Origin of the sequence: Micromonospora cabrerizensis (assembly GCF_022230955.1) — a bacterium.
GTDB lineage: Bacteria > Actinomycetota > Actinomycetes > Mycobacteriales > Micromonosporaceae > Micromonospora > Micromonospora cabrerizensis.
Map to the genome: position 1 here is coordinate 76,484 of NZ_JAKKFI010000103.1, position 25,430 is coordinate 101,913.

General features: G+C 72.0%; 25 protein-coding genes and 1 pseudogene. 12 read left to right on the forward strand and 14 right to left on the reverse strand.

The genetic code is table 11. The annotated features are described in order from the left end of the window. Positions 1–6: 6 nt before the first annotated feature. Complete coding sequence (locus LADH09A_RS27700; protein WP_238648596.1) at positions 7–798, forward strand: maleylpyruvate isomerase family mycothiol-dependent enzyme; 792 nt, start codon at positions 7–9, stop codon at positions 796–798. 21 nt (positions 799–819) lie between these two features. Here LADH09A_RS27700 and LADH09A_RS27705 read toward each other — a convergent pair whose 3' ends face one another. Next, the gene (locus LADH09A_RS27705) at positions 820–1,398 is read right to left on the reverse strand and encodes a CGNR zinc finger domain-containing protein (protein WP_238648598.1); all 579 of its coding nucleotides are present in this window, start codon (positions 1,396–1,398) and stop codon (positions 820–822) included. A gap of 133 nt (positions 1,399–1,531) precedes the next feature. Between LADH09A_RS27705 and LADH09A_RS27710 the strand changes: the two genes are divergently transcribed. Next, positions 1,532–2,530, forward strand: a complete 999-nt coding sequence (locus LADH09A_RS27710) for a zinc-dependent alcohol dehydrogenase family protein (RefSeq protein ID WP_238648599.1) — start codon at positions 1,532–1,534, stop codon at positions 2,528–2,530. 35 nt (positions 2,531–2,565) lie between these two features. Next, positions 2,566–3,585 carry an alcohol dehydrogenase catalytic domain-containing protein gene (locus LADH09A_RS27715; protein ID WP_238648600.1) on the forward strand — a complete coding sequence of 340 codons (1,020 nt, stop codon included), beginning with the start codon at positions 2,566–2,568 and terminating at the stop codon, positions 3,583–3,585. 59 nt (positions 3,586–3,644) lie between these two features. Here the strand turns inward: LADH09A_RS27715 and LADH09A_RS27720 are convergent, their stop codons facing one another. Then, positions 3,645–4,844 carry an RtcB family protein gene (locus tag LADH09A_RS27720; RefSeq protein WP_238648601.1) on the reverse strand — a complete coding sequence of 400 codons (1,200 nt, stop codon included), beginning with the start codon at positions 4,842–4,844 and terminating at the stop codon, positions 3,645–3,647. A 395-nt stretch (positions 4,845–5,239) separates the two neighbouring features. Here LADH09A_RS27720 and LADH09A_RS27725 point away from each other — a divergent pair, with 395 nt between their 5' ends. Further along, positions 5,240–6,199, forward strand: a complete 960-nt coding sequence (locus LADH09A_RS27725; RefSeq protein WP_238648602.1) for a helix-turn-helix transcriptional regulator — start codon at positions 5,240–5,242, stop codon at positions 6,197–6,199. Here LADH09A_RS27725 and LADH09A_RS27730 read toward each other — a convergent pair. Both LADH09A_RS27730 and LADH09A_RS27735 read right to left on the reverse strand, forming a co-directional pair. Beyond that, positions 6,187–6,648, reverse strand: coding sequence for a hypothetical protein (locus tag LADH09A_RS27730; protein ID WP_238648603.1), 462 nt, complete (start codon positions 6,646–6,648; stop codon positions 6,187–6,189). The genes LADH09A_RS27725 and LADH09A_RS27730 overlap by 13 nt on opposite strands. A gap of 23 nt (positions 6,649–6,671) precedes the next feature. Further along, the gene (locus tag LADH09A_RS27735; RefSeq protein WP_238648604.1) at positions 6,672–7,946 is read right to left on the reverse strand and encodes an RICIN domain-containing protein; all 1,275 of its coding nucleotides are present in this window, start codon (positions 7,944–7,946) and stop codon (positions 6,672–6,674) included. 194 nt (positions 7,947–8,140) lie between these two features. Here LADH09A_RS27735 and LADH09A_RS27740 point away from each other — a divergent pair, with 194 nt between their 5' ends. Further along, the gene (locus tag LADH09A_RS27740) at positions 8,141–9,328 is read left to right on the forward strand and encodes a spore photoproduct lyase family protein (protein ID WP_238648605.1); all 1,188 of its coding nucleotides are present in this window, start codon (positions 8,141–8,143) and stop codon (positions 9,326–9,328) included. A gap of 11 nt (positions 9,329–9,339) precedes the next feature. On the opposite strand, the gene LADH09A_RS27745 is transcribed toward LADH09A_RS27740, so the two are convergent. Further along, a complete protein-coding gene (locus LADH09A_RS27745; RefSeq protein ID WP_238648628.1) occupies positions 9,340–10,173 on the reverse strand; it encodes a M15 family metallopeptidase in 834 nt (277 codons plus the stop codon). A gap of 237 nt (positions 10,174–10,410) precedes the next feature. Here LADH09A_RS27745 and LADH09A_RS27750 point away from each other — a divergent pair, with 237 nt between their 5' ends. Beyond that, positions 10,411–11,448, forward strand: coding sequence for a LacI family DNA-binding transcriptional regulator (locus LADH09A_RS27750; protein WP_238648606.1), 1,038 nt, complete (start codon positions 10,411–10,413; stop codon positions 11,446–11,448). A 133-nt stretch (positions 11,449–11,581) separates the two neighbouring features. Here LADH09A_RS27750 and LADH09A_RS27755 read toward each other — a convergent pair whose 3' ends face one another. From LADH09A_RS27755 to LADH09A_RS27765, 3 genes are all read right to left on the reverse strand, one after another. After that, positions 11,582–12,430, reverse strand: coding sequence for a peptidylprolyl isomerase (locus LADH09A_RS27755; protein ID WP_238648607.1), 849 nt, complete (start codon positions 12,428–12,430; stop codon positions 11,582–11,584). 70 nt (positions 12,431–12,500) lie between these two features. Beyond that, complete coding sequence (locus LADH09A_RS27760; protein WP_238648608.1) at positions 12,501–13,712, reverse strand: D-alanyl-D-alanine carboxypeptidase family protein; 1,212 nt, start codon at positions 13,710–13,712, stop codon at positions 12,501–12,503. A gap of 53 nt (positions 13,713–13,765) precedes the next feature. Then, on the reverse strand, positions 13,766–14,494 hold the full coding sequence (locus LADH09A_RS27765) for a MerR family transcriptional regulator (RefSeq protein ID WP_238648609.1): 729 nt from the start codon (positions 14,492–14,494) through the stop codon (positions 13,766–13,768). A gap of 165 nt (positions 14,495–14,659) precedes the next feature. Here LADH09A_RS27765 and LADH09A_RS27770 point away from each other — a divergent pair, with 165 nt between their 5' ends. Next, positions 14,660–16,936: an ATP-binding cassette domain-containing protein gene (locus LADH09A_RS27770; protein ID WP_238648611.1), complete on the forward strand. Its 2,277-nt coding sequence runs from the start codon at positions 14,660–14,662 to the stop codon at positions 16,934–16,936. A gap of 124 nt (positions 16,937–17,060) precedes the next feature. Here the strand turns inward: LADH09A_RS27770 and LADH09A_RS27775 are convergent, their stop codons facing one another. From LADH09A_RS27775 to LADH09A_RS27785, 3 genes are all read right to left on the reverse strand, one after another. Then, entirely contained in the window at positions 17,061–17,480 is a 420-nt protein-coding gene (locus LADH09A_RS27775; RefSeq protein ID WP_238648613.1) for a protein-tyrosine phosphatase family protein, read from the reverse strand. A 500-nt stretch (positions 17,481–17,980) separates the two neighbouring features. After that, a complete protein-coding gene (locus LADH09A_RS27780; protein ID WP_238648614.1) occupies positions 17,981–18,541 on the reverse strand; it encodes a hypothetical protein in 561 nt (186 codons plus the stop codon). 642 nt (positions 18,542–19,183) lie between these two features. Beyond that, a complete protein-coding gene (locus LADH09A_RS27785) occupies positions 19,184–20,086 on the reverse strand; it encodes a DedA family protein (protein WP_238648615.1) in 903 nt (300 codons plus the stop codon). Here LADH09A_RS27785 and LADH09A_RS27790 point away from each other — a divergent pair. The 4 genes from LADH09A_RS27790 to LADH09A_RS27805 all read left to right on the forward strand — a co-directional run bounded on the left by LADH09A_RS27790 (position 20,085) and on the right by LADH09A_RS27805 (position 22,765). Next, entirely contained in the window at positions 20,085–20,867 is a 783-nt protein-coding gene (locus tag LADH09A_RS27790; protein ID WP_238648616.1) for a carbon-nitrogen hydrolase family protein, read from the forward strand. The genes LADH09A_RS27785 and LADH09A_RS27790 overlap by 2 nt on opposite strands. A 65-nt stretch (positions 20,868–20,932) precedes the next feature. After that, positions 20,933–21,736: an alpha/beta fold hydrolase gene (locus LADH09A_RS27795; RefSeq protein WP_238648617.1), complete on the forward strand. Its 804-nt coding sequence runs from the start codon at positions 20,933–20,935 to the stop codon at positions 21,734–21,736. A 46-nt stretch (positions 21,737–21,782) separates the two neighbouring features. After that, entirely contained in the window at positions 21,783–22,223 is a 441-nt protein-coding gene (locus LADH09A_RS27800) for a VOC family protein (protein ID WP_238648618.1), read from the forward strand. A 44-nt stretch (positions 22,224–22,267) separates the two neighbouring features. Beyond that, a complete protein-coding gene (locus LADH09A_RS27805) occupies positions 22,268–22,765 on the forward strand; it encodes a DinB family protein (RefSeq protein ID WP_238648620.1) in 498 nt (165 codons plus the stop codon). A 9-nt stretch (positions 22,766–22,774) separates the two neighbouring features. On the opposite strand, the gene LADH09A_RS27810 is transcribed toward LADH09A_RS27805, so the two are convergent. Next, positions 22,775–23,650 carry an alpha/beta fold hydrolase gene (locus LADH09A_RS27810; RefSeq protein ID WP_238648622.1) on the reverse strand — a complete coding sequence of 292 codons (876 nt, stop codon included), beginning with the start codon at positions 23,648–23,650 and terminating at the stop codon, positions 22,775–22,777. A gap of 100 nt (positions 23,651–23,750) precedes the next feature. Here LADH09A_RS27810 and LADH09A_RS27815 point away from each other — a divergent pair, with 100 nt between their 5' ends. Next, positions 23,751–24,275, forward strand: coding sequence for a GNAT family N-acetyltransferase (locus LADH09A_RS27815; RefSeq protein ID WP_238648624.1), 525 nt, complete (start codon positions 23,751–23,753; stop codon positions 24,273–24,275). Here LADH09A_RS27815 and LADH09A_RS27820 read toward each other — a convergent pair. Beyond that, positions 24,265–24,906, reverse strand: a complete 642-nt coding sequence (locus tag LADH09A_RS27820; RefSeq protein WP_238648626.1) for a histidine phosphatase family protein — start codon at positions 24,904–24,906, stop codon at positions 24,265–24,267. The two genes, LADH09A_RS27815 and LADH09A_RS27820, sit on opposite strands and share 11 nt — an antisense overlap. Before the next feature lie 33 nt (positions 24,907–24,939). Next, a pseudogene (locus LADH09A_RS27825) lies at positions 24,940–25,430 on the reverse strand (serine/threonine-protein kinase); the annotation flags it as partial.

Below are 25,430 nucleotides of genomic sequence, written 5' to 3' on the forward strand. Positions count from 1 at the left end.
AGATCCATGTCAACCCCTGCTGACCAGATCATCACTGCTCTGCGTGCGGGCCACGAGGAGCTCGCCGCGCTCGTACGGGACCTCAAGGAAGACGACCTGCTCCGGCCGTCGGGGGCCAGCGAGTGGCAGGTGTCCCAGGTGCTGAGCCACCTGGGCAGCGGCGCAGAGATCAACCTGGCGACGCTGGACGCCGCCCGCACCGGCGCGCCCGGCCCGGACGGGGACTTCAACCGTGGCGTCTGGGCACGGTGGGACGCGATGTCCCCGGCCGAGCACGCCGCCGGGTTCCTCGCCACCAACGAGCGGCTGGTCGAGGCGTACGAGGCGCTGGACGCCGGGACCCGGGCCTCCATGCGGATCGACCTCGGCTTCCTGCCGGAGCCGGTCGACGTGGCCACCGCGGCCCGGTTCCGGCTCAGCGAGTTCGCCCTGCACCAGTGGGACGTCGAGGTGGGCTTCAACTCGTTCGCGGCGGTGACCCCGGGGGCGGTGGCGCTGCTGCTCGACCAGATCGGCGGCATGTTGGCCTGGACCAGCCGCCCGCAGGAGCTTGGTGGTCGGGAGGCCACCCTGCTGGTCCGCCTGGACGAGCCCGAGCGGACGTTCGGGCTGCGGCTGGGCGAGAAGGTCGAGCTGGTCGACGCACCGGAGCAGCCCGACGGCGAGTTGACCGCCCCCGCCGAGGCGTGGCTGCGGCTGGCCACCGGCCGGCTGGGCCCTCAGCACACGCCGGACGGGGTGCGGGTGACCGGCCCGGTCAGCCTGGACGACCTGCGCCGGGTGTTCGTCGGCTTCTGACGACCTGGCCGCGCCCGCAGCTCAGCGGGCCGGCAACGTACCGGGCCGGCTCCCGGCCGAGCGGGCCCGGTACGCCGCGACGTTCGCGCGGTTGCCGCAGAACTCGTAGGAGTGCCAGCGACGGCTGCGGTTGCGACTCGTGTCGTAGAACACGACGCGGCAGTCCTCGTTGGCGCAGAGCCGCAGCCTCGACCAGTTGCCCTCGGTGACGAGCGCGGCCACGGATCGAACGATCTCGCCGACCACCGGGTCGCCGGTGACCTGGCGCAGCTCCGCGTGGCCAGGAGCGCTGAAGTCCTGCCGGAAGGTGATGGACGCCGTTCGCCCGGCGAGGGCGGCCCAGTGCCCGGCGGAATCGGTGCGGTCCGCCGGGTCCACCACGTCGAGCAGGTCGGCACGCACGGCGCGGACCAGGTCCAGCCGCTGCGGGGACGGCACGCCCTCCTGCCCGAAGGGCAGCAGCACGGCGGCGGCCTCCTGCGCGGTGTCGAGCTTGTCCGGGGAAAACGCGTAGAAGCGCGAGTTGAGAAGGTCCACCACGGCCGCCGCTCGGGCGGGAACCGAGCCGTCGTCGCCGGTGCGTGCGGTGCTGGTCGCCATGGCCCTGAGCATACGTCGCAGAGGTAAAACCCGAACACCCCTTACATCCTGCGGATGTCACTGCTAATGTCGTAATGGCCGACGGGCGGAAGCCCATTACGCCCGGCGCATCACACCGCAAGGAGCACCCCCCATGAGCAAGCTCACCCTGACCGGAGTCGGCGACGCCGCGCAGAATGTCCGGTTGGACCAGGACGGCGACCTGACCGTCGGTGCCCACGACGTGCTCCTCCAGATGGAGGCGGCACCCATCAACCCGGTCGACAACCTCTTCGCCAACGGCTGGTACGCCGTGCAGCCGACGATCCCCGGCTCGATCGGCTCCGAGGGCGTCGGACGGGTGCTCACCGTCGGACCGGCCGCCGACCAGTCCCTGACCGGACGGCGAGTGGTGATCCTCGGCAGCTACGAGCAGGGCGTCTGGGCCGACCGGGTCGTCGTCCCCGCTCGCAACGTGGTCGCCGTACCCGAGGGCATCGACGTCCTGCAACTCTCCATGGCGGTGATCAACCCGGTGACCGCCTACCTGATGCTCAACAGGTACGTCGACCTCAAGCCCGGCGACTGGATCGGCCAGACGCTCGGCAACTCCGCCGTCGCGCGCGCCGTGACCACACTCGCCCGGATCGCCGGCGTCCGGACGGTCAGCGTCGTCCGCAGCGAGAAGGCCGCCGAGCAGGCCCGAGCCGCCGGTGCGGACGTCGTGCTGGTCGACGGCGACGACCTGGCCGAGCAGACCACGAAGGCGCTGGACGGTGCCCGGCTGCGCATGGTCCTCGACGGGGCGGGCGGCGCCACCGCGGGCAGGCTCGCGACCGTGTTGGAGACCGGCGGCACCGTGGTCAGCTACTCGTCGGCCACCGGCGAGCCCCCGACCCTCCCACTGGGCAACCTCGTCTTCGGCGAGTTGGCGCTGCGCGGGCTGTGGGTCGTCAGCTGGTTCCACAACGCACCGCGCGCCGAGATCGAAGCGGTGATCGCCGAGCTCGTCGAGCTGGTGGCCAGCGGCCAGCTGGCCGTCCCGGTCGACTCCACCTTCCCGCTGCACCGCTACGCCGAGGCCCTCGCCCGCGACGCCTCTCCGGAGCGCGCCGGCAAGGTGCTCCTCACCTTCGACGCCACCCAGGCATGACCGACCCGTCACGCCACGACCACGAGGAACTGATCATGTCTGTGTACCGCGCGTACGAGGTCCAGGGGGCGGGACACTTCGCCCTCGTCGAGCGCGAGCTGACCGAGCCCGCCCCCGGGCAGGTACGCCTGCGGGTCGAGGCCTGCGGCGTCTGCCACAGCGACGCTCTCGCCGTCAACGGACTGCTGCGGCCGGACCCTGCCGTCCCGATCGTGCCGGGCCACGAGATCGTCGGAGTGGTCGACGCCGTCGGCGCGGGGGTCACGACGTGGCAGGTCGGTGACCGGGTGGGCGTCGGTTATCTCAACGGTCACTGCGGCGCCTGCGAACAGTGCCGGCGCGGCGACTTCGTCAACTGCACCGACCAGCCCGCGACCGGCACCACAATGGACGGCGGGTACGCCGAGGTCGCCTTCGCCCGGGCCAGCGGACTGGTCCGGATCCCGGACGGGATGTCCGCCGTCGACGCGGCGCCACTGCTCTGCGCCGGGCTGACCGTGTCCAAGGGGTTGCAGCAGATCGACGCCCGTCCGGGCGCCCTGGTGGCGGTACAGGGCATCGGCGGCCTCGGACACCTGGCCATCCAGTACGCCACCAGGCTCGGCTTCCGGGTCGCCGCGATCGCCCGCGGCACCGGCAAGGCGGAGCTGGCGGCCCAGCTGGGCGCCGAGCACTACATCGACAGCGTTGCCGAGCACCCCGGTGTGGCGCTGCAGCGCCTCGGTGGCGCGGCCGCGATCGTGGCCACCGCGGCCAGCGGCGCGTCGATGTCGCCCCTGATCCCGGGGCTGGCGCCGCGCGGCCGGCTGGTCGTCCTGGGTGCCGCGTTCGACCCGATCGAGGTGCAGACCAGCGACCTGATCTTCGGCACGCGGACGGTCAGCGGGAGCCTGACCGGCAGCTCCATCGAGAACGAGGACAACCTGCTGTTCAGCCAGCGGCAGGGCGTCCACTCGATGAACGAGGTCCTGCCGCTGTCCGAGGCGCCGAAGGCGTACGACCGGATGCTGTCGGGCGAGGCCCGGTTCCGTGTCGTGCTCGACACGGCCGCCTGAGAGCACGGCCACGGGTTCGCGCCGCCGCCGCCGAACGCGGCGGGGGCGCGACCCCGTGGTCAGCCCTTCACGCAGACCACCTGCTTGAGGTGCGCCACCACCTCGACCAGGTCCTCCTGCTGGGCCATCACCTCGGTGATGTCCTTGTACGCGCCGGGGATCTCGTCGACCACCCCGGCGTCCTTGCGGCACTCCACCCCGGAGGTCTGCGCGGCCAGGTCCTCCGTGCTGAACGTCCGCTTCGCCTGTGCCCGCGACATCCGCCGCCCGGCCCCGTGCGACGCCGAGCAGTACGCGTCCGGGTTGCCCCGACCCCGCACGATGTACGACCCGGTGCCCATCGACCCGGGGATGATGCCCAGGTCACCCCGGCCGGCCCGGATCGCGCCCTTGCGGGTGACCAGCACGTCCACCCCGTCGTAGCTCTCCTCCGAGACGTAGTTGTGGTGGCACGAGATCGGCTCGTCGTAGGAGACCTGCGGGAACTGCTCGCGCACCACGCCGCAGAGCAGGGCCACCATGACGGCCCGGTTGCGGCGCGCGTACTCCTGCGCCCACCACAGGTCCCGCCGGTACGCGTCCATCTCCGGCGTGCCGGCGAGGAACACCGCCAGGTCCCGGTCCGGCAGGTCGGCGTTGTGCGGCAGGCCCCGGGCCACCCCGATGTGCCGCTCGGCCAGCTCCTTGCCGATGTTGCGGGACCCGGAGTGCAGCATCAGCCAGACCCGGCCCTCGTCGGCGCCGCCCTGCTCCAGGCAGACCTCGATGAAGTGGTTACCCCCGCCGAGGGTGCCGAGCTGCCGCCGTGCCCGCGTCTCCAGCTGCGCCACCCGCCGGTCCAGGCCGGCGAACCGGCCCCAGAAGTCGTCCCAGCCGGCCTGCTCCAGACCACGGATCCGACGGGTGTCGACGGTGTCCTGCCGCTGGGCGAAGCCGACCGGGATGGTGGCCTCGATCGCCGAACGCAGCGCGACCAGGTCGTCCGGGAGGTCGGCGGCGGTCAGCGAGGTGCGGACCGCCGACATCCCGCAGCCGATGTCGACGCCGACCGCGGCCGGTGAGACGGCCTGTCGCATCGCGATCACCGAGCCGACCGTGGCGCCCTTGCCGAAGTGCACGTCGGGCATGACGGCGACGCCCTGCACCCAGGGCAGCGCGCCGATGTTGCGCAGCTGCTTCGCGGCCTGCGGCTCGATGGCGTACGGGTCGGCCCAGACCCGGACCGGCGCCCGGGTGCCGGCGAGAGGGGTGAATCCCATCGTGGTCTCCTTCTGTCGTGCGGTGACCGATAAAGATCATGCGCTGATTGGCCGGGCCGCGGCGGCGGTTCGCGGAGACGAAAGGGCCGCCCGATCCCGGTGGGATGGGCGGCCGACGGACGCGTCAGCGTCGACGTCAGTCGCGGCACCCCGACTCGCTGCGCCGCAATGGGCGGCAGACAAGATTTTTGGCAGTGGTGAGCACAGCGGCGCCGACGGGGAGCAGGCGCGAGGCGGCATCGGTGCGGACGCGTCGCGGCACGGCGTACTCCCCTCGGGGTGTGATCGGTTGACCTTGCACGGACGAGACTAGGAGCGCCACGGCGCGTCCGCAATGGATATCCGCGCCGTCGGCGCGGCGCACTCCCGGGAAGCCGTGGGGCAGACTCGCGGGCATGGTGGAGACCTCCGTACGGCTGCTGCGGCTGCTGACCCTCCTCCAGGTCCGCCGGGAGTGGTCCGGAGCGGAGCTGGCCGAACGACTTGCGGTCACCACCCGCACGGTCCGCACCGACGTGGAGCGGTTGCGGGTGCTGGGTTACCGGATCGAGTCACACCCCGGTGTCGCGGGCGGCTACCGGCTCGGTGCCGGGTCCGCGCTGCCACCGCTGCTGCTCGACGACGACGAGGCAGTGGCGGTGGCCGTCGGGCTGCGGGCGGCCGCGGGTGGGTCGGTGACGGGCATCGAGGAGACGTCGCTGAGGGCGCTGGCGAAGCTGGAACAGTCGCTGCCGTCGCGGCTGCGGCACCGGGTGGACGCCCTGCGCGCGGCAACGGTCTCCGCCGCGGGCGGCGGCCCGACCGTGGACGCCGACACGCTCACCGCCGTCTCCACGGCGGTGCATCACCGGGAGCGGCTGCGGTTCGACTACGCCGGGCACGACGGCACGGCCACCGTGCGCGATGTCGAGCCGTACCGGCTGGTCTACACCGGGCGGCGATGGTACCTGCTGGGGTGGGACACCGACCGGGCCGACTGGCGCACCTTCCGCGCCGACCGCATCCGACCCCGGGTGCCGACCGGCCCCCGCTTCACGCCCCGGGAGCCGCCAGGTGGCGACGCGGTCGCGCACGTGCTGCGCGGCGTCGGCTCCACCGCCTGGCCACACCCGGCACGGGTACGCCTGCACGCCTCGGCCGAGCAGATGGCGCAACGGATACCGACCACGGCGGGCCTGCTGGAGGCGATCGACGGGCAGACCTGCCTGTTGCACACCGGCGGCGAGTCGTTGGGCAATCTCGCCGCCTTCCTCGGCACCCTCGAGGTCAACTTCGACGTGCTGGACCCGCCGGAGCTGCGCGCCGTCCTCCGCGACGTCGCCACCCGGTTCGGTCGGGCCGCTCAGGTGTCGTAGAGGCCGTCCCAGGGCGGGTCGAACCCGAGCTCGTCGGGGACGAACTCGGCGTGGTCCTCGCCGTCGTAGTCCTCCGATCCGTCGATCAACCCGAAGACGTGCCCGTCCACCTCGACCTGGAACAGCGCGATCGCGATGTCGGTGAACTCCCGACCGGGCAGTGTGTCGAGCCACTCGGCGAGGCGAGCCTCGGCCCGGTCGATCGAGGCCTCCTCGTCCTCACTGGTGCCCGCGAACCAGATGTCCGAGTCGGTGTGCACGCCGTCGGCGTCGAAACGGTGCAGCACCGCGTACCACCGCTTGTGGCGGTACCAGTCGTCTTCGGCTCCGGAACCGTCCTCGAGGGTGGCGGTCACGGAGCCGAAGAACTGGCCCTTGTCGTACCGGCCGATGGAGCCGGTGTGGTAGTCGGCTTCGTACGCGATCGGCACGCGGTCGGGAATTGCCATGCCGGGACAGTACTGCAGCCGATCTATGCCTGCGGCACCAGCCGGAAGGACTGCGCCGCGGTGCCGTTGCAGGCGTACTGGACGAGCTGGACGCTGTCCGCCGTGGACGCCGCCGGCACGTCGAGACACTTGCCGCTTAGTCGGTTGACCAGGCGGTAGTAGCCGCCGCCCTCGGATTCGGCGCGCCACTGCTGGTTGTTGCCGCCGCTGTAGGACCAGAGCTGGATCGGCGCGGAGTCCGCCGTCGACACGTTGGTCACGTCGAGCACCTGGGCGCTGTTGTTGCGGTTGTTGACCCGCAGGTAGCCGCCGCTGGTCGGCACGAACTGGTACTGCTGGGCGGTGCTGCCGTTGCAGGCGTACTGCTGGATGGCGGTGCCGTTCGCGCTGGCGGCGGCCCGGGCGTCGACGCACTTGCCGCTGCCCCGGTTGACCACCGTGTGCCAGGCGGTGGGCGAGATCGGGCCGTCCGTCGGCGGGGGCGTCGTCGGGGGGACGGTGCCGGCGCCGGCGAGCCAGTGCAGCCCGTCGATCAGCAGCTGGTTCTGCTGGGCGCTGTCGAAGGTGGATGACAGCCCGGTGTTGGTGTTGTAGTTCATCGCGTTGTGCCCGAAGTTGGCGTAGAGCATCTTGTACTGCCGGTTGCTCCAGACCAGTGGGTAGTAGCCGCCGTACCAGGACTGGTTGGGGTCGGTGCCGACCGGGAAGCTGGACGGGTCGACCGAGGCGAGGATGTCGATGTTGGGGTTCTGCCGCAGGTCGTTGCTCCAGGAGTACCACTCGCTGATCGAGGAGGGGTACGTCGCCGGCAGGTTCCGGGTGGCCGGGTGGGTGCGGTTGTCGGCACGCATGGTGACCCGGGTGGGTCCCCAGGTGTTCGTCTGGAACGAGCCGGTGCCGAGGAAGGTGTTGTAGTACCAGCTCCAGCTCGACGGGTTGGTGGTGAACGCGCTGACGTGGAAGCCCATCCACGCCCCGCCGTTCTGCATGTACTGCTGGAACGCGCCACGCTGCGCGGTGGGCGGCGCGTCGTCCAGGAACATGACGACCTTGTACTGGGCCAGGTTGGCGGTGTTCAGCAGACCCCAGTTGTTGGTGGCCTCCCAGGAGAAGCCGTGCTGGGCGGCGGCCTGCGGGAACCAGGCCCGGGCGTCCCTGACGAAGTCGATGTGCGCGGCGTCCCACGTGCCGTTGTAGAAGGCCAGGACCTTGAACGTCGGCGCGGCCTGCGCGGAACGCGAGGCGTTGACCGCGAGGCCGGCGCTCAGCGCGACCAGCAGAGCGACGAACAGCGACAAGACTCGTCTGGTACGGGAGGAGAGTTCTGCGATCACCTGATCGTCCCTTCGGTGGGGACGCGCGCCGCCGCGTCGGCCTGCTTCTGTTCACAAGCTTTACAGATAGACGAAAGATTATGTCGTGCACCGGGTGGCGTCAATCGTGAGCCGACCGATTCGGGTGGGATTCCTGCGGCAGCGGGTACCCCAGCGCAATGACCAGCCCGGACGCGGTCGACGTCGACCAACCGCTCGCCGTGGACGCACCCGCCGCTCCGCACGACGCTAGCGGCGAGCGGGTGCCGATCCGCGACCTGGCCGGCCTCGCGCCGACGGCCCGACCGGCGCGCCGCTGGACCCCGGGCCGGGTGGTGGCCACCCCGGCCGCGCTCGACCACCCGCACGGCCAGCGGATCGTCGAGCGGGTGCAGGCGCAGGGCATCGAGGTGGAACACCTGCGGTCCAACCGGCTCACCGGGGTACGCGGGCAGACCGACCGGGAGACGTACGCGCGCGCCAAGGGGACCATGGCGATCGTGGTGAGCCCGCCGTCGCGGCGCAACCTGCAACCCATCGCGCCCAGCGCCGACTGGCGGGTCGACCTCGCCGAGGGCTGCCCGGCGCACTGCCAGTACTGCTACCTCGCCGGATCACTGTCCGGCCCGCCGGTCACCCGGGTGTACGCGGACCTCGACGACATCCTGGCCGGGCTGGCCGCGTACGCCGGTCGGGGCACGGTGACCAGCCGCAACACGCGACGCGCCGACGAGGGCACCACCTTCGAGGCGTCCTGCTACACCGACCCGCTCGCGCTGGAGCACCTGACCGGGAGCTGGCGGCGGGCGGTGCAACACTTCGCCGACTGGGACGCGCCCGTGCAACTGCGCTGGACCACCAAGTACGCCGACGTGGGCACCTTCGTCGGGCTGCCGCACGCCGGCCGCACCCGGGTCCGGTTCAGCGTCAACTGCGCCCCGGTCAGCGAGCGGTTCGAGGGCGGCACCGCCCGGGTGCCGGACCGTCTGGCCGCGCTGCGTCGGCTCGCGCTCGACGGCTACCCGGTCGGGCTGACCATCGCGCCGATCATCGCGCTGCCCGACTGGCGGGAACGCTACGGCGAGTTGCTCGACCAGGTCCGCGCGGCGGTCGACGGGGTCCCGGAGCTGGACCTGACCGCCGAGCTGATCACCCACCGGTTCACCCCGGGCAGCAAGGAGGTGCTGCTCGGCTGGTACCCGCGGACCCGGCTGGAGATGGACGAGGAGTCCCGCAGCCGCAAGCACGGCAAGTTCGGCGCGGTCAAGTACGTCTACCCCCGCGACACGATGGCCGAGCTGCGCGGCTGGTTCACCGATGAGCTGGCCGCCCGCGTGCCCGCCTGCCGCATCCTCTACTGGACCTGATCCCGCGACGATCAGCCGACCGACGAGCGGGCGACGGGGGCGGTGAAGAACGTGTCCGGGTACGGCTCGTCGCGCAGGCTGTAGTGCCACCACTCGCGGTCGTAGTTGACGAACCCGGCGTCGGTCATCAGCCGTTGCAACAACCGGCGGTTGTCCCGTGCCGTCCCGGTGATCCGGGGGTCGGCGGTGTGCGCCCGGGAGTCGAAACAGTCGAAGCCCGTACCCATGTCGATGCTGTTGTCGGCGAATCGCTGCCCCGGGGGCGCGGTGCACGCGACCAGCGGCTGCCCGGCCCGGTACGGGGGTTGGCTGGCGGCCGGTTCGTCGACCAGGGTCAGGTCCATGGTGCTGCCCCGGCTGTGCGCGGTGGGCGCCCCGATGTACCCCTCGGCGAAGAGCCGGTTCTTGGCCACGTCCGGGTAGAACTCGGCCTTGGTCTGCTGCTCACCGGGGCGCTTCGACCAGGCGACGAAGTCGTCCACCGCGGGCTGCGGGCGGTAGCAGTCGTACACCTTCAGGCTGTGCCCACCGGCCAGTGCGGCGTCCTGCACGCGGCGCAACGCCTCGGCCGCCTTCCGGGTGAGCAGGCACAGCGGCTCGCGGTAACCGGTGATCGGGCGGCCGACGAAGTTGTGCGGTGTCGCGTACCGGATGTCGGCGTGGATGCGCGGGTCGAGGTCGGTCAGGACCACGAACCCCGGTAGCCGCTCACCGGGGGTCGGCGTCGGCGGGCTCACCGGCGCCGGCGTCGGCGAGGGGCTCACCGACGCCGGCTGTGGCGCGGCGGGCGCTGGGCGGGGCTCCGGCCGCGAACAGCCGCCGAGCAGTGCGACGAGCGCGAGCATGACCCCGAAGCGGTTACCCACCAACCCTGTCTATCAGCCGCGCTCGGGTCGCCGCGGCAACTGCGCCGATACGTTTCCGGAAGATTTCCGCAACTTCGGTGATCATCAGCACCCACCTGGCATGTCGACAACCCGCTCCCGTGAGGCAAGATGACGCGTGAGACGGGCACGCCGTTTCGGGACACACGGTGGACGACGTGTTGTGGTCGTTCCTCCGGCTCGGTGAAGGAGACGCGGGTGGGCGCGGACGACGGACGCAGGGTGACCATCACCGCGATCGCACGGGAGGCCGGGGTGTCGGTGCCGACCGTGTCACGGGTGCTCAACGGTCGCTCCGATGTGGCCCCCGGCACCCGGGAGCGGGTCGAGGAGTTGCTGCGCCACCACGGCTACCGGCGGCGCACCAGCCGCAGCGTTCGCCGTGCCGGCCTCGTCGACCTGGTCTTCAACGACCTGGACAGCCCCTGGGCTGTGGAAATCATCCGAGGTGTGGAGGATGTCGGGCACGGTGCGGGCCTCGGCACCGTGGTCTCCGCGATCCACCGGCAGCCCACCGCGGCCCGGCAGTGGCTACAGAATCTGCGCACCCGGGCCACCGACGGCGTCATCTTCGTGACCTCTCACCTGAGCCCGCCACTGCACGCGCAACTGCGCCGCCTCAACGTGCCGGTGGTGGTCGTCGACCCGGCCGGCGTTCCGGCCATGGACGTTCCGACCATCGGTGCGACCAACTGGGCCGGTGGTCTCGCCGCGACCGAACACCTGCTCTCGATCGGGCACCGGCGCATCGGCTTCGTGGCCGGGCCGACGCACCTGCTGTGCAGCCGCGCCCGGCTCGACGGTTACCGGGCCGGGCTGGAGGCCGCCGGAGTGCCGGTGGACGACAAGTTGATCTACCCGGGCGATTTCTACCACGCCTCCGGGTTCTCCGGCGGTACGGCGCTGCTCGATCTCGCTGACCCGCCGACCGGCATCTTCGCCGCCAGCGACCAGATGGCCTTCGGCGTCTACGAGGCCATCCGGCGCCGAGGGCTACGCGTCCCGGACGACGTGAGCGTCGTCGGGTTCGACGACCTGCCGGAGGCCCGCTGGGCATCCCCACCGCTGACCACCGTGCGCCAACCGTTGGTCGAGATGGGACGGTTGGCGGCCCGGACCGTGCTGCGCCTCTCCCAGGGCGAGGGCATCGACTCGCCCCGGGTGGAACTGGCCACCGAACTGGTCGTCCGCGACAGCACCGCCGCCCCACCGACCGGGTCGCCCGACCCGTCGTGACGGCCGGACCTGCGCCGGAGACCGGGTGGACCGCTTCCGGTCCGCTTCCGGGAATTCCGGCACTGCCCGGCTGACGCCAGTCGACACCTACGGCGCGGTGAGCGACCGAGGGGTCACCCACCGCGCCGGCCCGTCAGTGGTGGTGGTGCGTGCGGGCGGCCTTGCGGATGGTCACCGGCAGCGCCGGCGCGCCGTCGACCGGTGCCGGGTCCTCGGCGGTCGGCGCCACTCCCCCGGCGGCGATCCGGTCCAGCGTGGCCAGCCCGGCCGCGTCGACCTCGCCGAAGATCGTGTAGTTGGGGCGCAGCGCCGAGTTGGCGTAGACCAGGAAGAACTGGCTGCCGTTGGTGTCCGGCCCGGCGTTGGCCATGGCCAGCACGCCCCGGGCGTACACCCGGCGCTCCCCGGTCGGGTCGGTGGGCGCCGGCGGCAGGTCGGTCGGCAGCTCGTCGCGGTACCGGTATCCCGGGCCCCCCTCGCCGGTGCCCGACGGGTCACCGCACTGCAGCACGCTCAACGTCGGGTACGCGGTGAGCCGGTGGCACGGGGTGCGGTCGTAGAAGCGCTTGCCCACCAGGTGCAGGAAGCTCTGCACCGTGCACGGCGCGGCGGCCCGGTCCAGGGTCAGCCCGATCGGCCCGTGGTTGGTCGCCAGGGTCACCCGGACGGTGCCCCGGGCCGGCGTGCGTCGCGGGTCGGGCGGCAGCGGCACCGGCCGGGCCGCGGGCTCGTCCGGCGTCTCGGTGTACGCGCAGGGCCCGTGGGTGGTGCGCGGCGGTCGGGTGGCGGTGTCGACACCGGTGGTCGGCGCGGCGGACGCGGTGACCGCATCGCCGGACGGGCCCGGCGCGGCGACCGCGGCGGCGGACCCGCCGACGACCAGCGCCCCGGCGAGCACGGTCACCCCCGCGAGGCGGGTCAGGGCGCGCACCGGTCGGCGGGGTGCCGCCACGCCGGGGCGCGGTGGGAGTTCACTCGACACAGGGATCCTCCTGGACTCGTGGGGCCACAAAGACCGGAGTCTATGGAGGGCAGCGCCGGATGTCGATCCGTCAGGGCAGCCGGCGGCGGCGGCGCCACAGCAGCCCGCCCAGCAGCATCACCACGCCCGCGGCGCTCACCGCGGCCACCGACCAGAGCCATCCCGAGCCGGTACGCGTCGGCCCGCTGGCTGCCGCAGGCCGGGGCGCACCCGGTGCCACCAGCGCGGACGGCGCCGCCGACGGCGTGGCGGTCAGCTCGCCCGGCTCGACCAGCCGGCCGACGGTGGCGTCCCGGGGCAGGGTGAAGCCCCAGTCCAGCAGGGTGGCGCCCTGCTCCCAACCGCGCATCGGCGTGGACTCCGCGCCCAGCAACGCCACCACCAGGCGTCGCCCGTCGCGTTCCGCCGCCCCCACGTACGTGTGCCGGGCCAGGTCGGTGAAGCCGGTCTTGCCGCCGAGCGCGCCCGGGTACCGGTAGACGAGCTGGTTCTCGTTCTGGATCTCGAAACCCTTGGTGCGCTGCGCCGGCTGGGCGGGAATCTGCGTCTGCTCGGTCAGCGCGTACCGGCGGAAGGTCGGCTCGGCGAAGCAGGCCCGGGCGATCAGCGCCAGGTCGTACGCGCTGGTGAACTGCCCCCGGCCGTCCAGCCCCGACGGGGTGACCGCATGCGTCTGGAGCGCGCCGAGGCGGTGCGCCTGCTCGTTCATGGCGCGGACCCCGCCCGCCGCACCGTCGGCTCCCCCGCCCAGCCGGGCCAGCACGTTCGCCGCCTCGTTGCCCGAGTTGAGCAGCAACCCCAACCAGACCGTCTCGATGCTGTAGCGGCCGCCCGCGACCAGCCCCACGGCCGACGAGCCGGGCTCGATATTCATATCGTCCTCGGTGACGGTGACCGTCTGCTCCGGGTCGAGCCGGGGCAGCATCGTGGCCGCCAGCAGGAGCTTCTGCACGCTGGCCGGCGTGCCGTACTCGTGGGGGCCGCAACCGCCGAGCACCTGGCCGCTGTCCAGGTCCGCGACCAGCCACGAGGTGGCGCTGACCCCCGGCGGCGCGACGACGCCGGCGGGCGTGACCAGGCCGGTCGTGTCCAGCCCCGCGCCACCGACGACCCGCTGCTCGGGCACGGCAGGCGGGGGCGAGGGGCGGGGCGGACGGGACACCCCCGGCGCCGGGGCGCGGGGGCACCGCACGGCCGACGCGGCGGACGCTCCCGCGGCGGCGACGGGCGTGGGAGCGAGCAGGACGGCGGACGCGGTGGCCGCCAGCAGCGCAGTCCTCATGTGCCCGACCCTAGTCAACAAGATCCTCCGGCGGGACGGGTTGCCCTGCTCGGTCAGCCCGCCTCGTCGCGCCCGCGCAGGTAGTCGTGCAGGGCGGCACTGCCCCGCAGCCGGCGCAGACTGCGCGTGTGCAGCTCCTGCTCGCGGCGGGCGAGCTCGGCGCGCACCCGCTGCGGGCTGCCGGTGGTCCGCAACTCCCCCAGCACCGCCTCGATGATCTCGAACGGGTACGCGCCCCGGCGCAGCAGCGCGATGACCTGCGCGGCGCGCAGCTCCGCCTCGTCGTACACCCGGTAGTTGGTGCCCGGGGTGCGGCGCGGCCGCAGCAGCTCGCGCTGCTCCCACAGCCGTAGCTGCGAGGTGCGGACCCCGACCAGGGCGGCGACCTCGCCGATGCGGGCGGCGCGGCGCGGTGCGGGCCGGGCCGCCGGTGCGCTGGCCAGCACGGTCTCGAAGGCGCCGAGCACCCGGCGGATCTCGGCGCGTTCCCGGTCCAGTTCGGCGTGACCGCCGTCGAGCGCCGCGAGGGCCGCCGGCAGGTCACCGCCGTGTACCGCCGCCATGATCTCCCGGGTACGACTCCAGCCGTGCCCCTCGGCCAACCGCCGCGCCACGGTCAGCGCACGGGCGTGCTCGCTCGTGAAGATCCGGTAGCCGCTCGCGGTGCGCCGCACCGGTGGCAGCACCCCCAGCTCGACGTAGTTGCGCACCTGCTGCACCGAGATCCCGACGGTGGCCGCCAGGTCCACGGCGCGGAGCCGATCCTTCGGGGCGCCGTCCACGCGAGCCACCCTACCGCTTACGACGTGATTTGAGACTTTACGGGGCGTAGTGCTTTCATGCACGCTCGGAGTTTGGCAGAACTGTCTACATGGGGATGAATGAGACAATGGAACCCGCCAGCATCGGCGGGGCAGAGTCCCGCCACGACTCTGTGAAGGGTTCGCATGTCGCAGCCAGCATGGTCCGCCGCCGACAGCCACGACATGATCGAGGTACGCGGAGCGCGGGAGAACAACCTCGCCGACGTCTCGGTCGACATCCCCAAGCGCCGGTTGACCGTCTTCACCGGCGTCTCCGGATCGGGCAAGTCGTCGCTGGTCTTCGGCACCATCGCCGCCGAGTCCCAGCGCATGATCAACGAGACCTACAGCGCGTTTCTCCAGTCGTTCATGCCGAACCTCAGTCGGCCGGACGTCGACTCGCTGCGCAACCTCAGCGCGGCCATCGTCGTCGACCAGGAGCGGATGGGCGTCAACTCCCGCTCCACCGTCGGCACCGCCACCGACGCGTACGCCATGCTGCGGATCCTCTTCAGCCGGCTCGGCGTGCCTGCGGTGGGCGGCGCGGGGGCGTTCAGCTTCAACCTGCCCGAGGGCATGTGCCCCACCTGCGAAGGGCTGGGCCGGGTCTCCGACCTCGACATCAACGAGTTGGTGGACGTCGAGCGCTCCCTCAACGACGGCGCGATCACCGTGCCCAACTTCGCCGTCGACTCGTGGTACTGGCAGACCATCGTCGGCTCCGGCCTGTTCGACCCGGACGTCAAACTCCAGGACTTCACCCCGCAACAGTGGGAGGACTTCCTGCACAAGCCAGCCACCAAGATCAAGGTGGGCAGCAACACCTGGACGTACGAGGGTCTGGCCGTCAAGGTCAAGCGGCTCCTCCTGGCCAAGGACCGCGAGTCGATGCAACCGCACATCCGCGCCTTCGTCGACCGGGCGGTCACCTTCACCACCTGCGGCGACTGCGGCGGCACCCGCCTCAACGCGGCGGCCCTGTCCTCGCGGATCGCCGGACGCAATATCGCCGACTGCTCGGCGATGCAGATCAGCGACCTGGCGACGTTCGTCCGGGGCATCGACGACCCGGGGGTCGCACCACTGATCGCCAACCTGCGGGACCTGCTGGACTCCCTGGTCGAGATCGGGTTGGGCTACCTCAGCCTGGACCGGGAGTCGGCCACCCTCTCCGGAGGTGAGGCGCAACGGGTGAAAATGGTCCGGCACCTCGGCTCCAGCCTCTCCGACGTCACGTACGTCTTCGACGAACCCACCGTGGGCCTGCACCCGCACGACATCGCCCGGATGAACGACCTGCTGCTGCGGCTGCGCGACAAGGGCAACACCGTGCTGGTGGTCGAGCACAAGCCGGAGACCATCGCGATCGCCGACCACGTGATCGACCTCGGTCCGGGGGCCGGCGCCGACGGTGGCCGGATCTGCTTCACCGGCGACATCCCCGGACTGCGCCGCTCCGACACGCTCACCGGCCGGCACCTGGACCACCGGGTGACCCTGCGCGACGAGGTACGCCGACCCACCGGGCAGCTCGCCATCCGCCACGCCGACCTGCACAACCTGCACGACGTGGACGTGGACATCCCGCTCGGGGTGCTCACCGTGGTCACCGGCGTCGCCGGCTCCGGCAAGAGCTCACTGATCCACGGGTCGCTGCGCGGCCGCTCCGGGGTGGTGATCGTGGACCAGTCCCCGATCCGCGGGTCCCGACGCAGCAACCCGGCCACCTACAGCGGGCTGCTCGACCCGATCCGTACCGCCTTCGCCAAGGCCAACGGCGTCAAGGCGGCCCTGTTCAGCGCCAACTCCGAGGGCGCCTGCCCGGCGTGCAAGGGAATCGGGCTGATCTACACGGACCTCGCGATGATGGCCGGCGTCGCCAGCGTCTGCGAACGGTGCGAGGGGCGACGCTTCACCGACGAGGTGCTCACGTACACACTGCGCGGCAAGAACATCAGCGAGGTGCTGGCCATGTCGGTCACCGAGGCGCACGCCTTCTTCCCGCACGTCATCCTCGGTCGGCTGGTCGACGTCGGGCTCGGCTACCTCAGCCTCGGCCAACCACTGACCACCCTGTCCGGCGGGGAACGGCAACGACTCAAGCTCGCCATCCACCTGGCGGAGAAGACCACCACCTACGTGCTGGACGAGCCGACCACCGGCCTGCACCTCGCCGACGTGGACCAGTTGCTGGCCCTACTCGACCGGATGGTCGACGCCGGCAACACGGTGATCGTCATCGAGCACCACCAGGCGGTCATGGCGCACGCCGACTGGCTCATCGACCTCGGCCCCGGCGCCGGGCACGACGGCGGCCGGATCGTCTTCACCGGCACGCCCGCCGACCTGGTCGCCCACGGAGACACCCTCACCGCCACCCACCTGCGCGCGTACGTCAACGAGCCGGTGGCGGTCGCCTAGGGGTGCGTGACCGACGGTCAACCGGCCGGGGCGGCGGCACGGGGCGAGCGGCGGGCGAGCGGCGGTGGGTCATGCCGCGTGTGGTCGCCTGCGGACCGGCGGCGCGTCGCAGTCGCACGGGCGGTCAGGCCACGCGGCGCAGCCAGCGTCGCTGCCAGGGCGTCTCCACGGCCTTCGGGTGGTAGCCCGCCCGCACCCACGGCACCGCCCGGTCGGCCGGCAGTCCGTCGAGGATCGCCAGCGCGGCCAACGCCGTTCCGGTGCGCCCCACCCCACCCCGACAGGCCACCTCGATGCGCTCGCCGTCGTGCGCCCGCCGCAAAGCCACCCGAAGGGCATCGAGAGCGTCCGCCCGATCAAGCGGTACCCAGAAATCGGGCCACCGGATCTTCCGGTGCGGCCAGGTCGGCTCCGGGCCAGGCGCCAACAGCAGGGCGAAGTCGGCGGGCGAGGTCACCGCACCGATGCGGCGCCCGCGCACCGTCGCCCCGCTGGGGAGTACGAGTAAACCCGTCTGCTCGGACCATGGCTGCGGCTCGGTCATCCGAGCATTGTGCCGCCCCTGCCTGACCCACGGGCACAGACAGCGCCGCCCCCGGGCCGTGTGGGCTCGGGGGCGGCGCTGGTGTCGGTGTGCAGGTCGCCTCTCGGCGAGTGGCACGACGCGGCTCCAGCCGAACGGTATTCCGCGAAGGCGATATTAGGTGAGGCCCGGGGACACTGAGTCACACCGACACTGACCACAACCAACCAGACCCCACCCGTGTTCCCACCCCACCCGAGCCAGCCCTAGCCCTACCCGCGCCGCGCCCCGCCGCGCCCCGCCGCGCCGCGCCGCGCCGCCCGACCCGACCCACCCCGCCCGGCCCCGCCTAGTGGGGTCGATCATGGAGTTGTGGTGCTGGACAAGTCGCCCGAAGCAGTCCGGCACCACAACTCCATGATCGACGACCCCAGCCGGGACGCGCGAGGTGCGGAACATGCCACTGGCCGGCACCCCGGAATGGGGGTGCCGGCCAGTGGTCGGGTCGTTCGGTGTGCGGGTCAGCTGTTCCAGTGCTGGGCGACCAGGTCGGTGGCCTGCTGCTCCCACTGGGCGTACGCGTCCGGGTACGCCGAGACCTGCACGGTCTGGGCGGCGTCGGTCAGGGGCATGTCCTGCCACCCGTCGACCTGACGCAGGCCCTTGAGGAACGCTGTCGTGGAGTACTCCGGGTCAGTGATCTGCTCCGGGGTGCCCCAACCGCTGGACGGGCGCTGCTGGAACAGGCCCAGCGAGTCGTGGTCGTTGGCGTCACCGAGGTGACCCAGGTTCTCCAACTTCGACTCCTGCAGGCTCGTCGCGATCGAGATGACCGCGGCGCGCTCGGGCAGGCCGGCCTTCTTCGTCGCGGCGATGATCGCCTTAACGTTGGCGGTCTGCTCGTCATTCAACGCGATTCGGGACTGGTCGCCCTGCGGCTTCGGCGCACCCGACTGCACCGCCACCGCGACGGGCTTGGCATCCACGGGGTTGGCGTGCGCGGCGATCGGGCCGGCGAAGACACCACCGGCGAACGCGAGGCCAGCAACGGACAGCATGCTCTTACGGATGATCGTGTTCATGGGGGTAGCTCCTTCGGGGGTAGGAAACACCCAGGCCACCGATGGGGGTCGACGGTACAGGGTGTGAGCACCTCGTCCGGCGCATCAGATTCAAGGAGAAAGTCTTGGGGGAAGTCGGCGCCTGACAAGCCGGGGGCTCATGGCGCCGGGTCGGCGGCCTGCGAGCCGGGGCTCGGGCACCGCGGTTCGGGGGCGCGAGCCGGGGGCTTGTGGCGCCGGGTCCATGTGTAACGACCGGGGGGCCCGGGTCATTCCGGGGTTCGCCCATCCACCAGCACCCGATCGGGCAGGGCACTCGGGCGGTCGCTTACGGAAGGCTCCAACGACCCGGCGGGGGCAGCCATTCCAACCCCGCCACCAGCGCCCCCAACCCCATGAGCGGGGTGGTGAACCGGTGGTCCTGCGATCGTCAGGGTGTGTAACGACCCCGCCCCGGCCATCATTCCGACCCACGGGTGCGACCGGTCACAACCCAGCGACCCCCAGAAACAGACAAAAAACCCAAGACCCCCGCGCCGGCAGTCATGAGCCTGCCGGACCGGACATGATCCACTCGTCTTCAAGGAAGTCGGGGCATCCAAGGCGCCTGGATGCCCCGACTTCCTGAAAGCCGAGTCGATCAGAGCCGAGTCGATCAAGAGCCTACCGCTGGTCCGAGCCCCACGAACCGCTGCGGTAGAGCGTCCCGCGACCACCCGGATCACGCACACCACCGCTGGCCCCAATCCCACCATTCACCTCAGAACCACCTTCGGCCCCGAACCCACCATCGGCCCCGAACCCACCTTCGGCCCCGAAGCCACCAGCCGGGCCGGACCCACCAGACATGCCGACCGACCGGCCGGCGTCGACGTCGTCGGCTTCGGGGTTGCGGGCGGCACGTCGTGCCCGCAGCACACGGGACCCGACGAACCAGGCCAACCCCGCCACGCAGACCACGATCACCACGTTCTGGAGTACGCCGACATACCCCTCGACGAGATGCCAGTTGTCGCCGAGCAGGTAGCCGGCGAGCACGAAGGTGGTGTTCCAGATCAGGCTGCCCAGCGTGGTGTAGAGCAGGAACGTGGCGACGGGCATCCGCTCCACCCCGGCCGGGATGGAGATCAGACTCCGGAAGATCGGGATCATGCGGCCGAAGAAGACCGCCTTCACGCCGTGCCGGAGGAACCACGCCTCGGTCCGGTCCACGTCGGCGAGTTTCACCAGCGGCAGTCGGGCCACGATGGCGCGCATCCGGTCCCGGCCGAGCGACGCCCCGATCAGGTAGAGCGCCAGCGCGCCCACCACCGAGCCCAGTGTGGTCCAGAAGATCGCACCGATCAGGCTGATCCGCCCCTGGGCGGCGACGAACCCGGCCAGCGGCAGGATCACCTCGCTGGGGATCGGCGGGAAGAGGTTCTCCAGCGCCACCGCCAGGCCGGCACCCGGCCCGCCGAGTCGTTCCACCAGGTCACTGACGTAGCCGACCATTCCATCCTGGGGTGGTTCGGCCGCAGCGGTGGGGGTTCCGGTGGCGAACACGGCGTGGGACGTTCGAATCATGCGCCCACGTTACGAAGTCATCCTGAGAGCCAACCATGGGGCCGACCACCCGGCTGCGCGGCTCGACCCCCACCGCGGGGGTGCGGAAACCCGCACCCCACTGCGGCTCGCGGTGGCGCAGCCGCTGTGCGTACCCCTGGATGTCGCGGCGAACGCGCGGGCGCACGCCGCCGCGGTCCGCGCGGCGGGTGCCCGGGTGGTGGTCTTTCCGGAGCTGTCGCTGACTGGGTACGAGTTGGACGCCCCGGTCGTGTCGGTCGACGACCCGCGGTTGGCGCCGCTGGTCGAGGCGTGCGCCGACTCGGGCACGCTGGCCCTGGCCGGTGCGCCGATCGCGGGCGACCACATCGCGGTGCTGGCGGTGACCGGGGCCGGCGTGACGGTGGCGTACCGGAAGATGTGGCTGGGCGACGCGGAGGCCCGCCGGTTCCGACCAGGCGACGTGCCGGTGGTGCTCGATGTGGACGGTTGGCGGGTCGGGTTGGCGGTCTGCAGGGACACCGGCGTCGCCGCCCACGCGCAGCGCACCGCGGCGCTCGGGATCGACGTCTACGCGGCGGGTGTCCTGGAGTCCGCGCGCGACGCCGCCGTGACGGACCAGCGGGTGCGGCGGATCGTCACCGCCCACGGGGTCTGGGTGGCGGTGGCGAGTTTCGCCGGCTCGACCGGCGGTGGCTTCACCGAGGCGGCCGGGCGGTCGGGGGTCTGGACGCCGCAGGGCGAGGTGGTCGGGCGTGCGGGCACCGAGCCGGGCGAGTCGGTCAGCGTCAGACTCGGTTGAACGGGCTGTCGACGTCGGACCCATCGCCTACCGTGGGGCCACCGTCATCGACACGAGGAGAGGCCATGGGCGAGGCCGCGACGACCGGCACGGTCCGCTCGGCGGACGGCACCACCATCGCGTACGAGCGCAGCGGCACCGGCCCTGCGGTGATCCTGGTGGACGCGGCGGGCGGGTTCCGCGAGATGGGTCCGATGAGGTCTCTGGCGGCCCAGTTGGCCGAGGAGTTCACCGTGCTGACCTATGACCGGCGGGGCCGTGGGCAGAGCACCGACACGGTGCCGTACGCGCCGCAGCGGGAGGTCGAGGATCTTCGTGCGCTGATCGACGACGTGGCCGGCGCGTCGGCCGCCCTGTACGGCTTCTCCTCCGGTGCGGTGCTGGCGCTGCTGGCCGCGGCCAGTGGGCTGCCGGTCACCCGGTTGGCCGTGCTGGAGCCGCCGTTCGAGCAGGGCGAGCGGTCGCCGGACGAGCCGGACCTGGCCGCGGACATCACCGAGCTGGTCGCCGCCGGCCGGCGGGGCGATGCGGTGCTGCACTTCCAGCGCAGCATCGGGGTGCCGGCGGAGTTCGTCGACGCCATGCGCGACGGGCCGGGCTGGCCGGCCATGGAAGCCCTGGCGCACACGCTGGTCTACGACCTCACCCTGCTCACGGCCCTGCCGGCCGAGGCGCTGACCACACTGACGATCCCGACGTTGGTGCTCAACAGTGCGCAGAGCGACGCACGGCTGCGAGGCTGGGCACAGGGGGTGGCCGAGAAGCTGCCTGCAGGTCGGCACCGCACCCTGCCCGGCGAGTGGCACGGCGTTTCGGACGAGGTGCTGGCGCCGGTGCTGGCCGACCACTTCTCCGGCCGCGCCGACTGAACGGCGACGCCTGGCCGCTGTCGTACGCCTCGGGCAGGATCAGCTCATGAGCACCGTCCCCTCCCGACTGTCAGTGGTCACGCTGGCAGCACGCGACATCGCCGCGCTGCGGTCGTTCTACCGGTCGTTGGGGTGGCCCGAGCTGCCGGCCAGTGACGACGACTGGTCGGCCTTCCTGCTCGGCGGTGTGCTGTTCGCGCTGTACCCGCTGCCGGAGTTGGCCGCCGAGGCGGCGCCGGGAGCACCGGCGCCGGCCGGTGGTTGGTCCGGCGTCACCCTGGCCTGCAATGTCGACAGCCCCGAGCAGGTCGACGCGGCCTTCGCGGCGTCCGTCGCGGCGGGGGCGACGGTGGTGGCGCAGCCGACCGACCGGTCCTGGGGTGGGCGCTCCGGCTACATCGCCGACCCGGAGGGCAACCGGTGGGAGATCGCCTGGGCGGGCACCGCCCGCTTCGACGAGCGCGGCGCTCTTCTCTCCTTTGGCTGAGTGTGCTGTTTGCACGGCGGCGATGACCTTGGAATGCTTCGGGAATGACAGCCTTTCCCCCGACCTTCGCCGACGATGTCATCGACCAGCCGGCGCGGGCGCAGATCGAGACGTTCGTCGACGAGCACCGCAGGGCGCTCAACGGTTACCTGGACGGGCTGACCGAGGAGCAGGCGCGCCGGTCGTTGGTGCCGTCCCGGACCACGCTGCTGGGTCTGGTGAAGCACGCCACGTTCGTGGAGAAGGTCTGGTTCGACGAGGCTGTCACGTGTCGGCCCCGCTCCGAGATCGGCATTCCCGCGACGCCGGACGAGTCGTTCGTCCTCGGTGACGACGACACGATCGCCTCGGTCCAGCGAGCGCACCGTGAGGCGTGCGAGGCCTCCCGGCGCGCGACGGCGTCGCTGGGCCTGGACGACGTGCTGCGCGGCAACCGACGCGGCCCGCTGCCGCTGCGCTGGGTGTACCTGCACGTGCTGCGCGAGCTGGCGCAGCACTGCGGGCACGCCGAGATCCTGCGGGAGCAACTCCTGGCGGAGTAGCGCGGGCGGTCAGCCGGCGTCCAGCACCTCCCGCAGCCGTGCCGCGAACTCCTCGGGCTTGCCCGCGTAGCCGAACTCACCCCCGAGGAAGCCGCCGTGGTGACTCGGGAACACCACTGGCTCCTGACCGAGCAGGGCCGCCATGCCGAGGGCCGTCCGTGCGCAGTACGTCCCCGTCGACTCCTCGCCGACCGCGATGAGGATCCGGGTCGGTGCCGCGGTGAGCAGGCCCGCGTCGGGCCGGTAGTCGGTGATCGCCCACGAGTTCTGCGACAGCAGCGGATCGTCGCGGGTGCCGTCGTCGTCGGTCGACATGCCGAACATCGCCGGGTCGGGCGTGGGCTGGTTGAAGTAGGCATCGGTGAACTCGCCCTGCCACGACGTCATCGCGATGAACGCGGCCATGCCGGCACCGCTGCCCTTCGCCTGGTACGCCTCGTAGAAGCCGGCCCGGGCACGCTCGGCTGCCCCGGCGTCGGGGAGCACCGCGTTGATCGGTGGCTCGTGCGCCACCAACGTGACGACGTCGCGCGGGTACGTCGCGACGAGTTCGAGTGCCGTCACCGCGCCGCCGCTGCTGGCGAACAGGTCGACCGGGCCGGCGCCGAGCTCCTTGATCAGCAGGTGCAGGTCGGCCGCCTGCTGCTGCGGCGTGTGGTCGATGCGGCCGTCCGTGCGGACACTGCGGCCGAGCCCGCGCGGGTCGTAGGTGACGACGGTGCGGTCGGTGAAGTGCGGGGCGAGCGCGGTGAAGCCCTCCGCCGCCATCGGTTGACCGATCATGAGCAGCACGGGGTGCCCGCCGGACGGGGGCAGCGGGCCGCGGACGTCGTAGACCAGGTCGACGCCGGGTACGGCGAGGGTGTGTGTCTGCGGTGTCGTCATGTCGGTGAGACTACGGCCGGCGGAAACCGATGGGCGGTCACGACGTGCCGGCGAGATCCGTCGTGTGCCTGCCGGGTTGCGGACCGATACCGTCGGGGCCATGCCCGAGTTGCTGGCGCCCACCGTCCGTCTGCACGCCGCCTGGCTGGAGGCGCACGACGAGTGGGGCCCCGGTCTCCACGAGGACGGTTTCGGGCTGCGGTCGACCGACGAGGTGCGCTCGCCGGAAGGGTTCGCGGCCTGGGTGGCCCGCCTGACCGACGGGCCGGATCCGGCGCAGCCGTTGGACGCGGGTCGCGTGCCGTGCACGTACCGGTGGATCGTCGAGGACGACCGTGTATTCGGCGGGATCGCGCTGCGGCACGAGCTCAACGACTATCTGCTGCGGGTCGCCGGCCACATCGGCTACGGCATCCGCCGGTCCGCGCGCCGCAGGGGGCTGGCGAGCTGGGCGCTGGGCCGGATGCTCGTCCAGGCGCGGGCGCTCGGCCTGGATCGGGTGCTGCTGGTCTGCGAGGCGGGCAACGACGCGTCGTCGAGAACGATCGAGCGCTGCGGTGGCGTCCTGGAGGGCGTCCGGGACACCGAGCTCGGCCCGGCACGGCGGTACTGGATCACGCTTTAGCCCAGCCGCCGACGTCACCGAAGCGGCGCAGCGTCCAGCGGGCCGGCGGCCAGCCGCCGGGGTCGTGGTCGGTGGTCCACTCGGTGATCGAGGCCGGGGGCACGTCCAGGTCGAACGCCCGGAAGACCGGCTGCGCGGCGAGCGCGTGGAACGCGCCCTCGACGGTTTCGCTGTGACCGACCAGGACCACTGTGGCGCCCCGGTGCCGGTGTGCGATCTCCATGATCGCGCGGCTGACCCGGACCACCAGTTCGGCCCAACTCTCGTTTCCCTCCTCGAACGGCCGGAACACTCCCCCGCCGGGCACCGCGTGTTCGGTGCGGAAGCGGGCGGTGGGCAGGCCGTCGGCGTACGGGGGTGTGTGCCAGGTGCACAGGCCACAGTCGGCCACGGGCCGGATGCCGAAGGCCGTGGCGATCGGTTGCGCGGTCTCGACCGCCCTTCGCAGCACGGACGAGTAGACCGCCACCGGCCGGTCGGCGGCGACCTCGGTGGTGAGCCGGTTGGCGAGATCGTGTGCCTGCTCGTGACCGAGGGCGGTGAGACCCCGACAGCCACGTGGTCCGCCCACGATTCCTTCGAGCTGGTGGAGCGACTCGCCGTGTCGCACGAAGATCAGACGTGTCCGCATCGGGACATCATGCCAGCGGGATCGACGGGGATATCAGTCGTCCGTACGGTCGGTGGTGAAGCTGCTGGTCTGGGCGAGCAGGGCGTCGAGCTGGGCACCCGTCCGCGCTGCCAGCTCGTCGCGTTCCACCAGCTCGGCGATGCGTTCCCGCAGGTCGGCGACGCGCTTGGCCCGGTCCCTGCTGTGGCGGCTCACGTCGGCGAGGTCGTCGCGCAGATCTTCGGCGGTCCTGCGGTCGACGTCACCGCGGGCCACCGCGCTGGTGAGGACGGCGGCGAACCCGCTGGTCACCTCCCGGAGGCTGACCGGCACCTGCTGCCCGACGGTCGGCGGCGCGGTGGTGGCGCTGGGTCGGGGCGTGGAGGGCGCCGCCGGCGTCGGCGACTGCGTTGTGGGCGTCGGCTTGGGCGCGGAGGACGACGGCGGGGCGGCCACCTGCGGCGAGCTGGGTGCGCTCGGTGTGCCGAGGTGACCCTCGGCGAGCAGGGCGCCGACGCCGACCAGCACGGCGAGGCCGGCCGCGA

Coding starts and splice junctions, on each gene's coding strand:
- LADH09A_RS27700 (WP_238648596.1), top strand. CDS start 7: ATGTCAACCCCTGCTGACCAGATCATCACTGCTCTGCGTGCGGGCCAC.
- LADH09A_RS27705 (WP_238648598.1), bottom strand. CDS start 1,398: ATGGCGACCAGCACCGCACGCACCGGCGACGACGGCTCGGTTCCCGCC.
- LADH09A_RS27710 (WP_238648599.1), top strand. CDS start 1,532: ATGAGCAAGCTCACCCTGACCGGAGTCGGCGACGCCGCGCAGAATGTC.
- LADH09A_RS27715 (WP_238648600.1), top strand. CDS start 2,566: ATGTCTGTGTACCGCGCGTACGAGGTCCAGGGGGCGGGACACTTCGCC.
- LADH09A_RS27720 (WP_238648601.1), bottom strand. CDS start 4,844: ATGGGATTCACCCCTCTCGCCGGCACCCGGGCGCCGGTCCGGGTCTGG.
- LADH09A_RS27725 (WP_238648602.1), top strand. CDS start 5,240: ATGGTGGAGACCTCCGTACGGCTGCTGCGGCTGCTGACCCTCCTCCAG.
- LADH09A_RS27730 (WP_238648603.1), bottom strand. CDS start 6,648: ATGGCAATTCCCGACCGCGTGCCGATCGCGTACGAAGCCGACTACCAC.
- LADH09A_RS27740 (WP_238648605.1), top strand. CDS start 8,141: ATGACCAGCCCGGACGCGGTCGACGTCGACCAACCGCTCGCCGTGGAC.
- LADH09A_RS27745 (WP_238648628.1), bottom strand. CDS start 10,173: ATGCTCGCGCTCGTCGCACTGCTCGGCGGCTGTTCGCGGCCGGAGCCC.
- LADH09A_RS27760 (WP_238648608.1), bottom strand. CDS start 13,712: ATGAGGACTGCGCTGCTGGCGGCCACCGCGTCCGCCGTCCTGCTCGCT.
- LADH09A_RS27770 (WP_238648611.1), top strand. CDS start 14,660: ATGTCGCAGCCAGCATGGTCCGCCGCCGACAGCCACGACATGATCGAG.
- LADH09A_RS27775 (WP_238648613.1), bottom strand. CDS start 17,480: ATGACCGAGCCGCAGCCATGGTCCGAGCAGACGGGTTTACTCGTACTC.
- LADH09A_RS27780 (WP_238648614.1), bottom strand. CDS start 18,541: ATGAACACGATCATCCGTAAGAGCATGCTGTCCGTTGCTGGCCTCGCG.
- LADH09A_RS27790 (WP_238648616.1), top strand. CDS start 20,085: ATGCGCCCACGTTACGAAGTCATCCTGAGAGCCAACCATGGGGCCGAC.
- LADH09A_RS27785 (WP_238648615.1), bottom strand. CDS start 20,086: ATGATTCGAACGTCCCACGCCGTGTTCGCCACCGGAACCCCCACCGCT.
- LADH09A_RS27795 (WP_238648617.1), top strand. CDS start 20,933: ATGGGCGAGGCCGCGACGACCGGCACGGTCCGCTCGGCGGACGGCACC.
- LADH09A_RS27800 (WP_238648618.1), top strand. CDS start 21,783: ATGAGCACCGTCCCCTCCCGACTGTCAGTGGTCACGCTGGCAGCACGC.
- LADH09A_RS27805 (WP_238648620.1), top strand. CDS start 22,268: ATGACAGCCTTTCCCCCGACCTTCGCCGACGATGTCATCGACCAGCCG.
- LADH09A_RS27810 (WP_238648622.1), bottom strand. CDS start 23,650: ATGACGACACCGCAGACACACACCCTCGCCGTACCCGGCGTCGACCTG.
- LADH09A_RS27815 (WP_238648624.1), top strand. CDS start 23,751: ATGCCCGAGTTGCTGGCGCCCACCGTCCGTCTGCACGCCGCCTGGCTG.
- LADH09A_RS27820 (WP_238648626.1), bottom strand. CDS start 24,906: ATGCGGACACGTCTGATCTTCGTGCGACACGGCGAGTCGCTCCACCAG.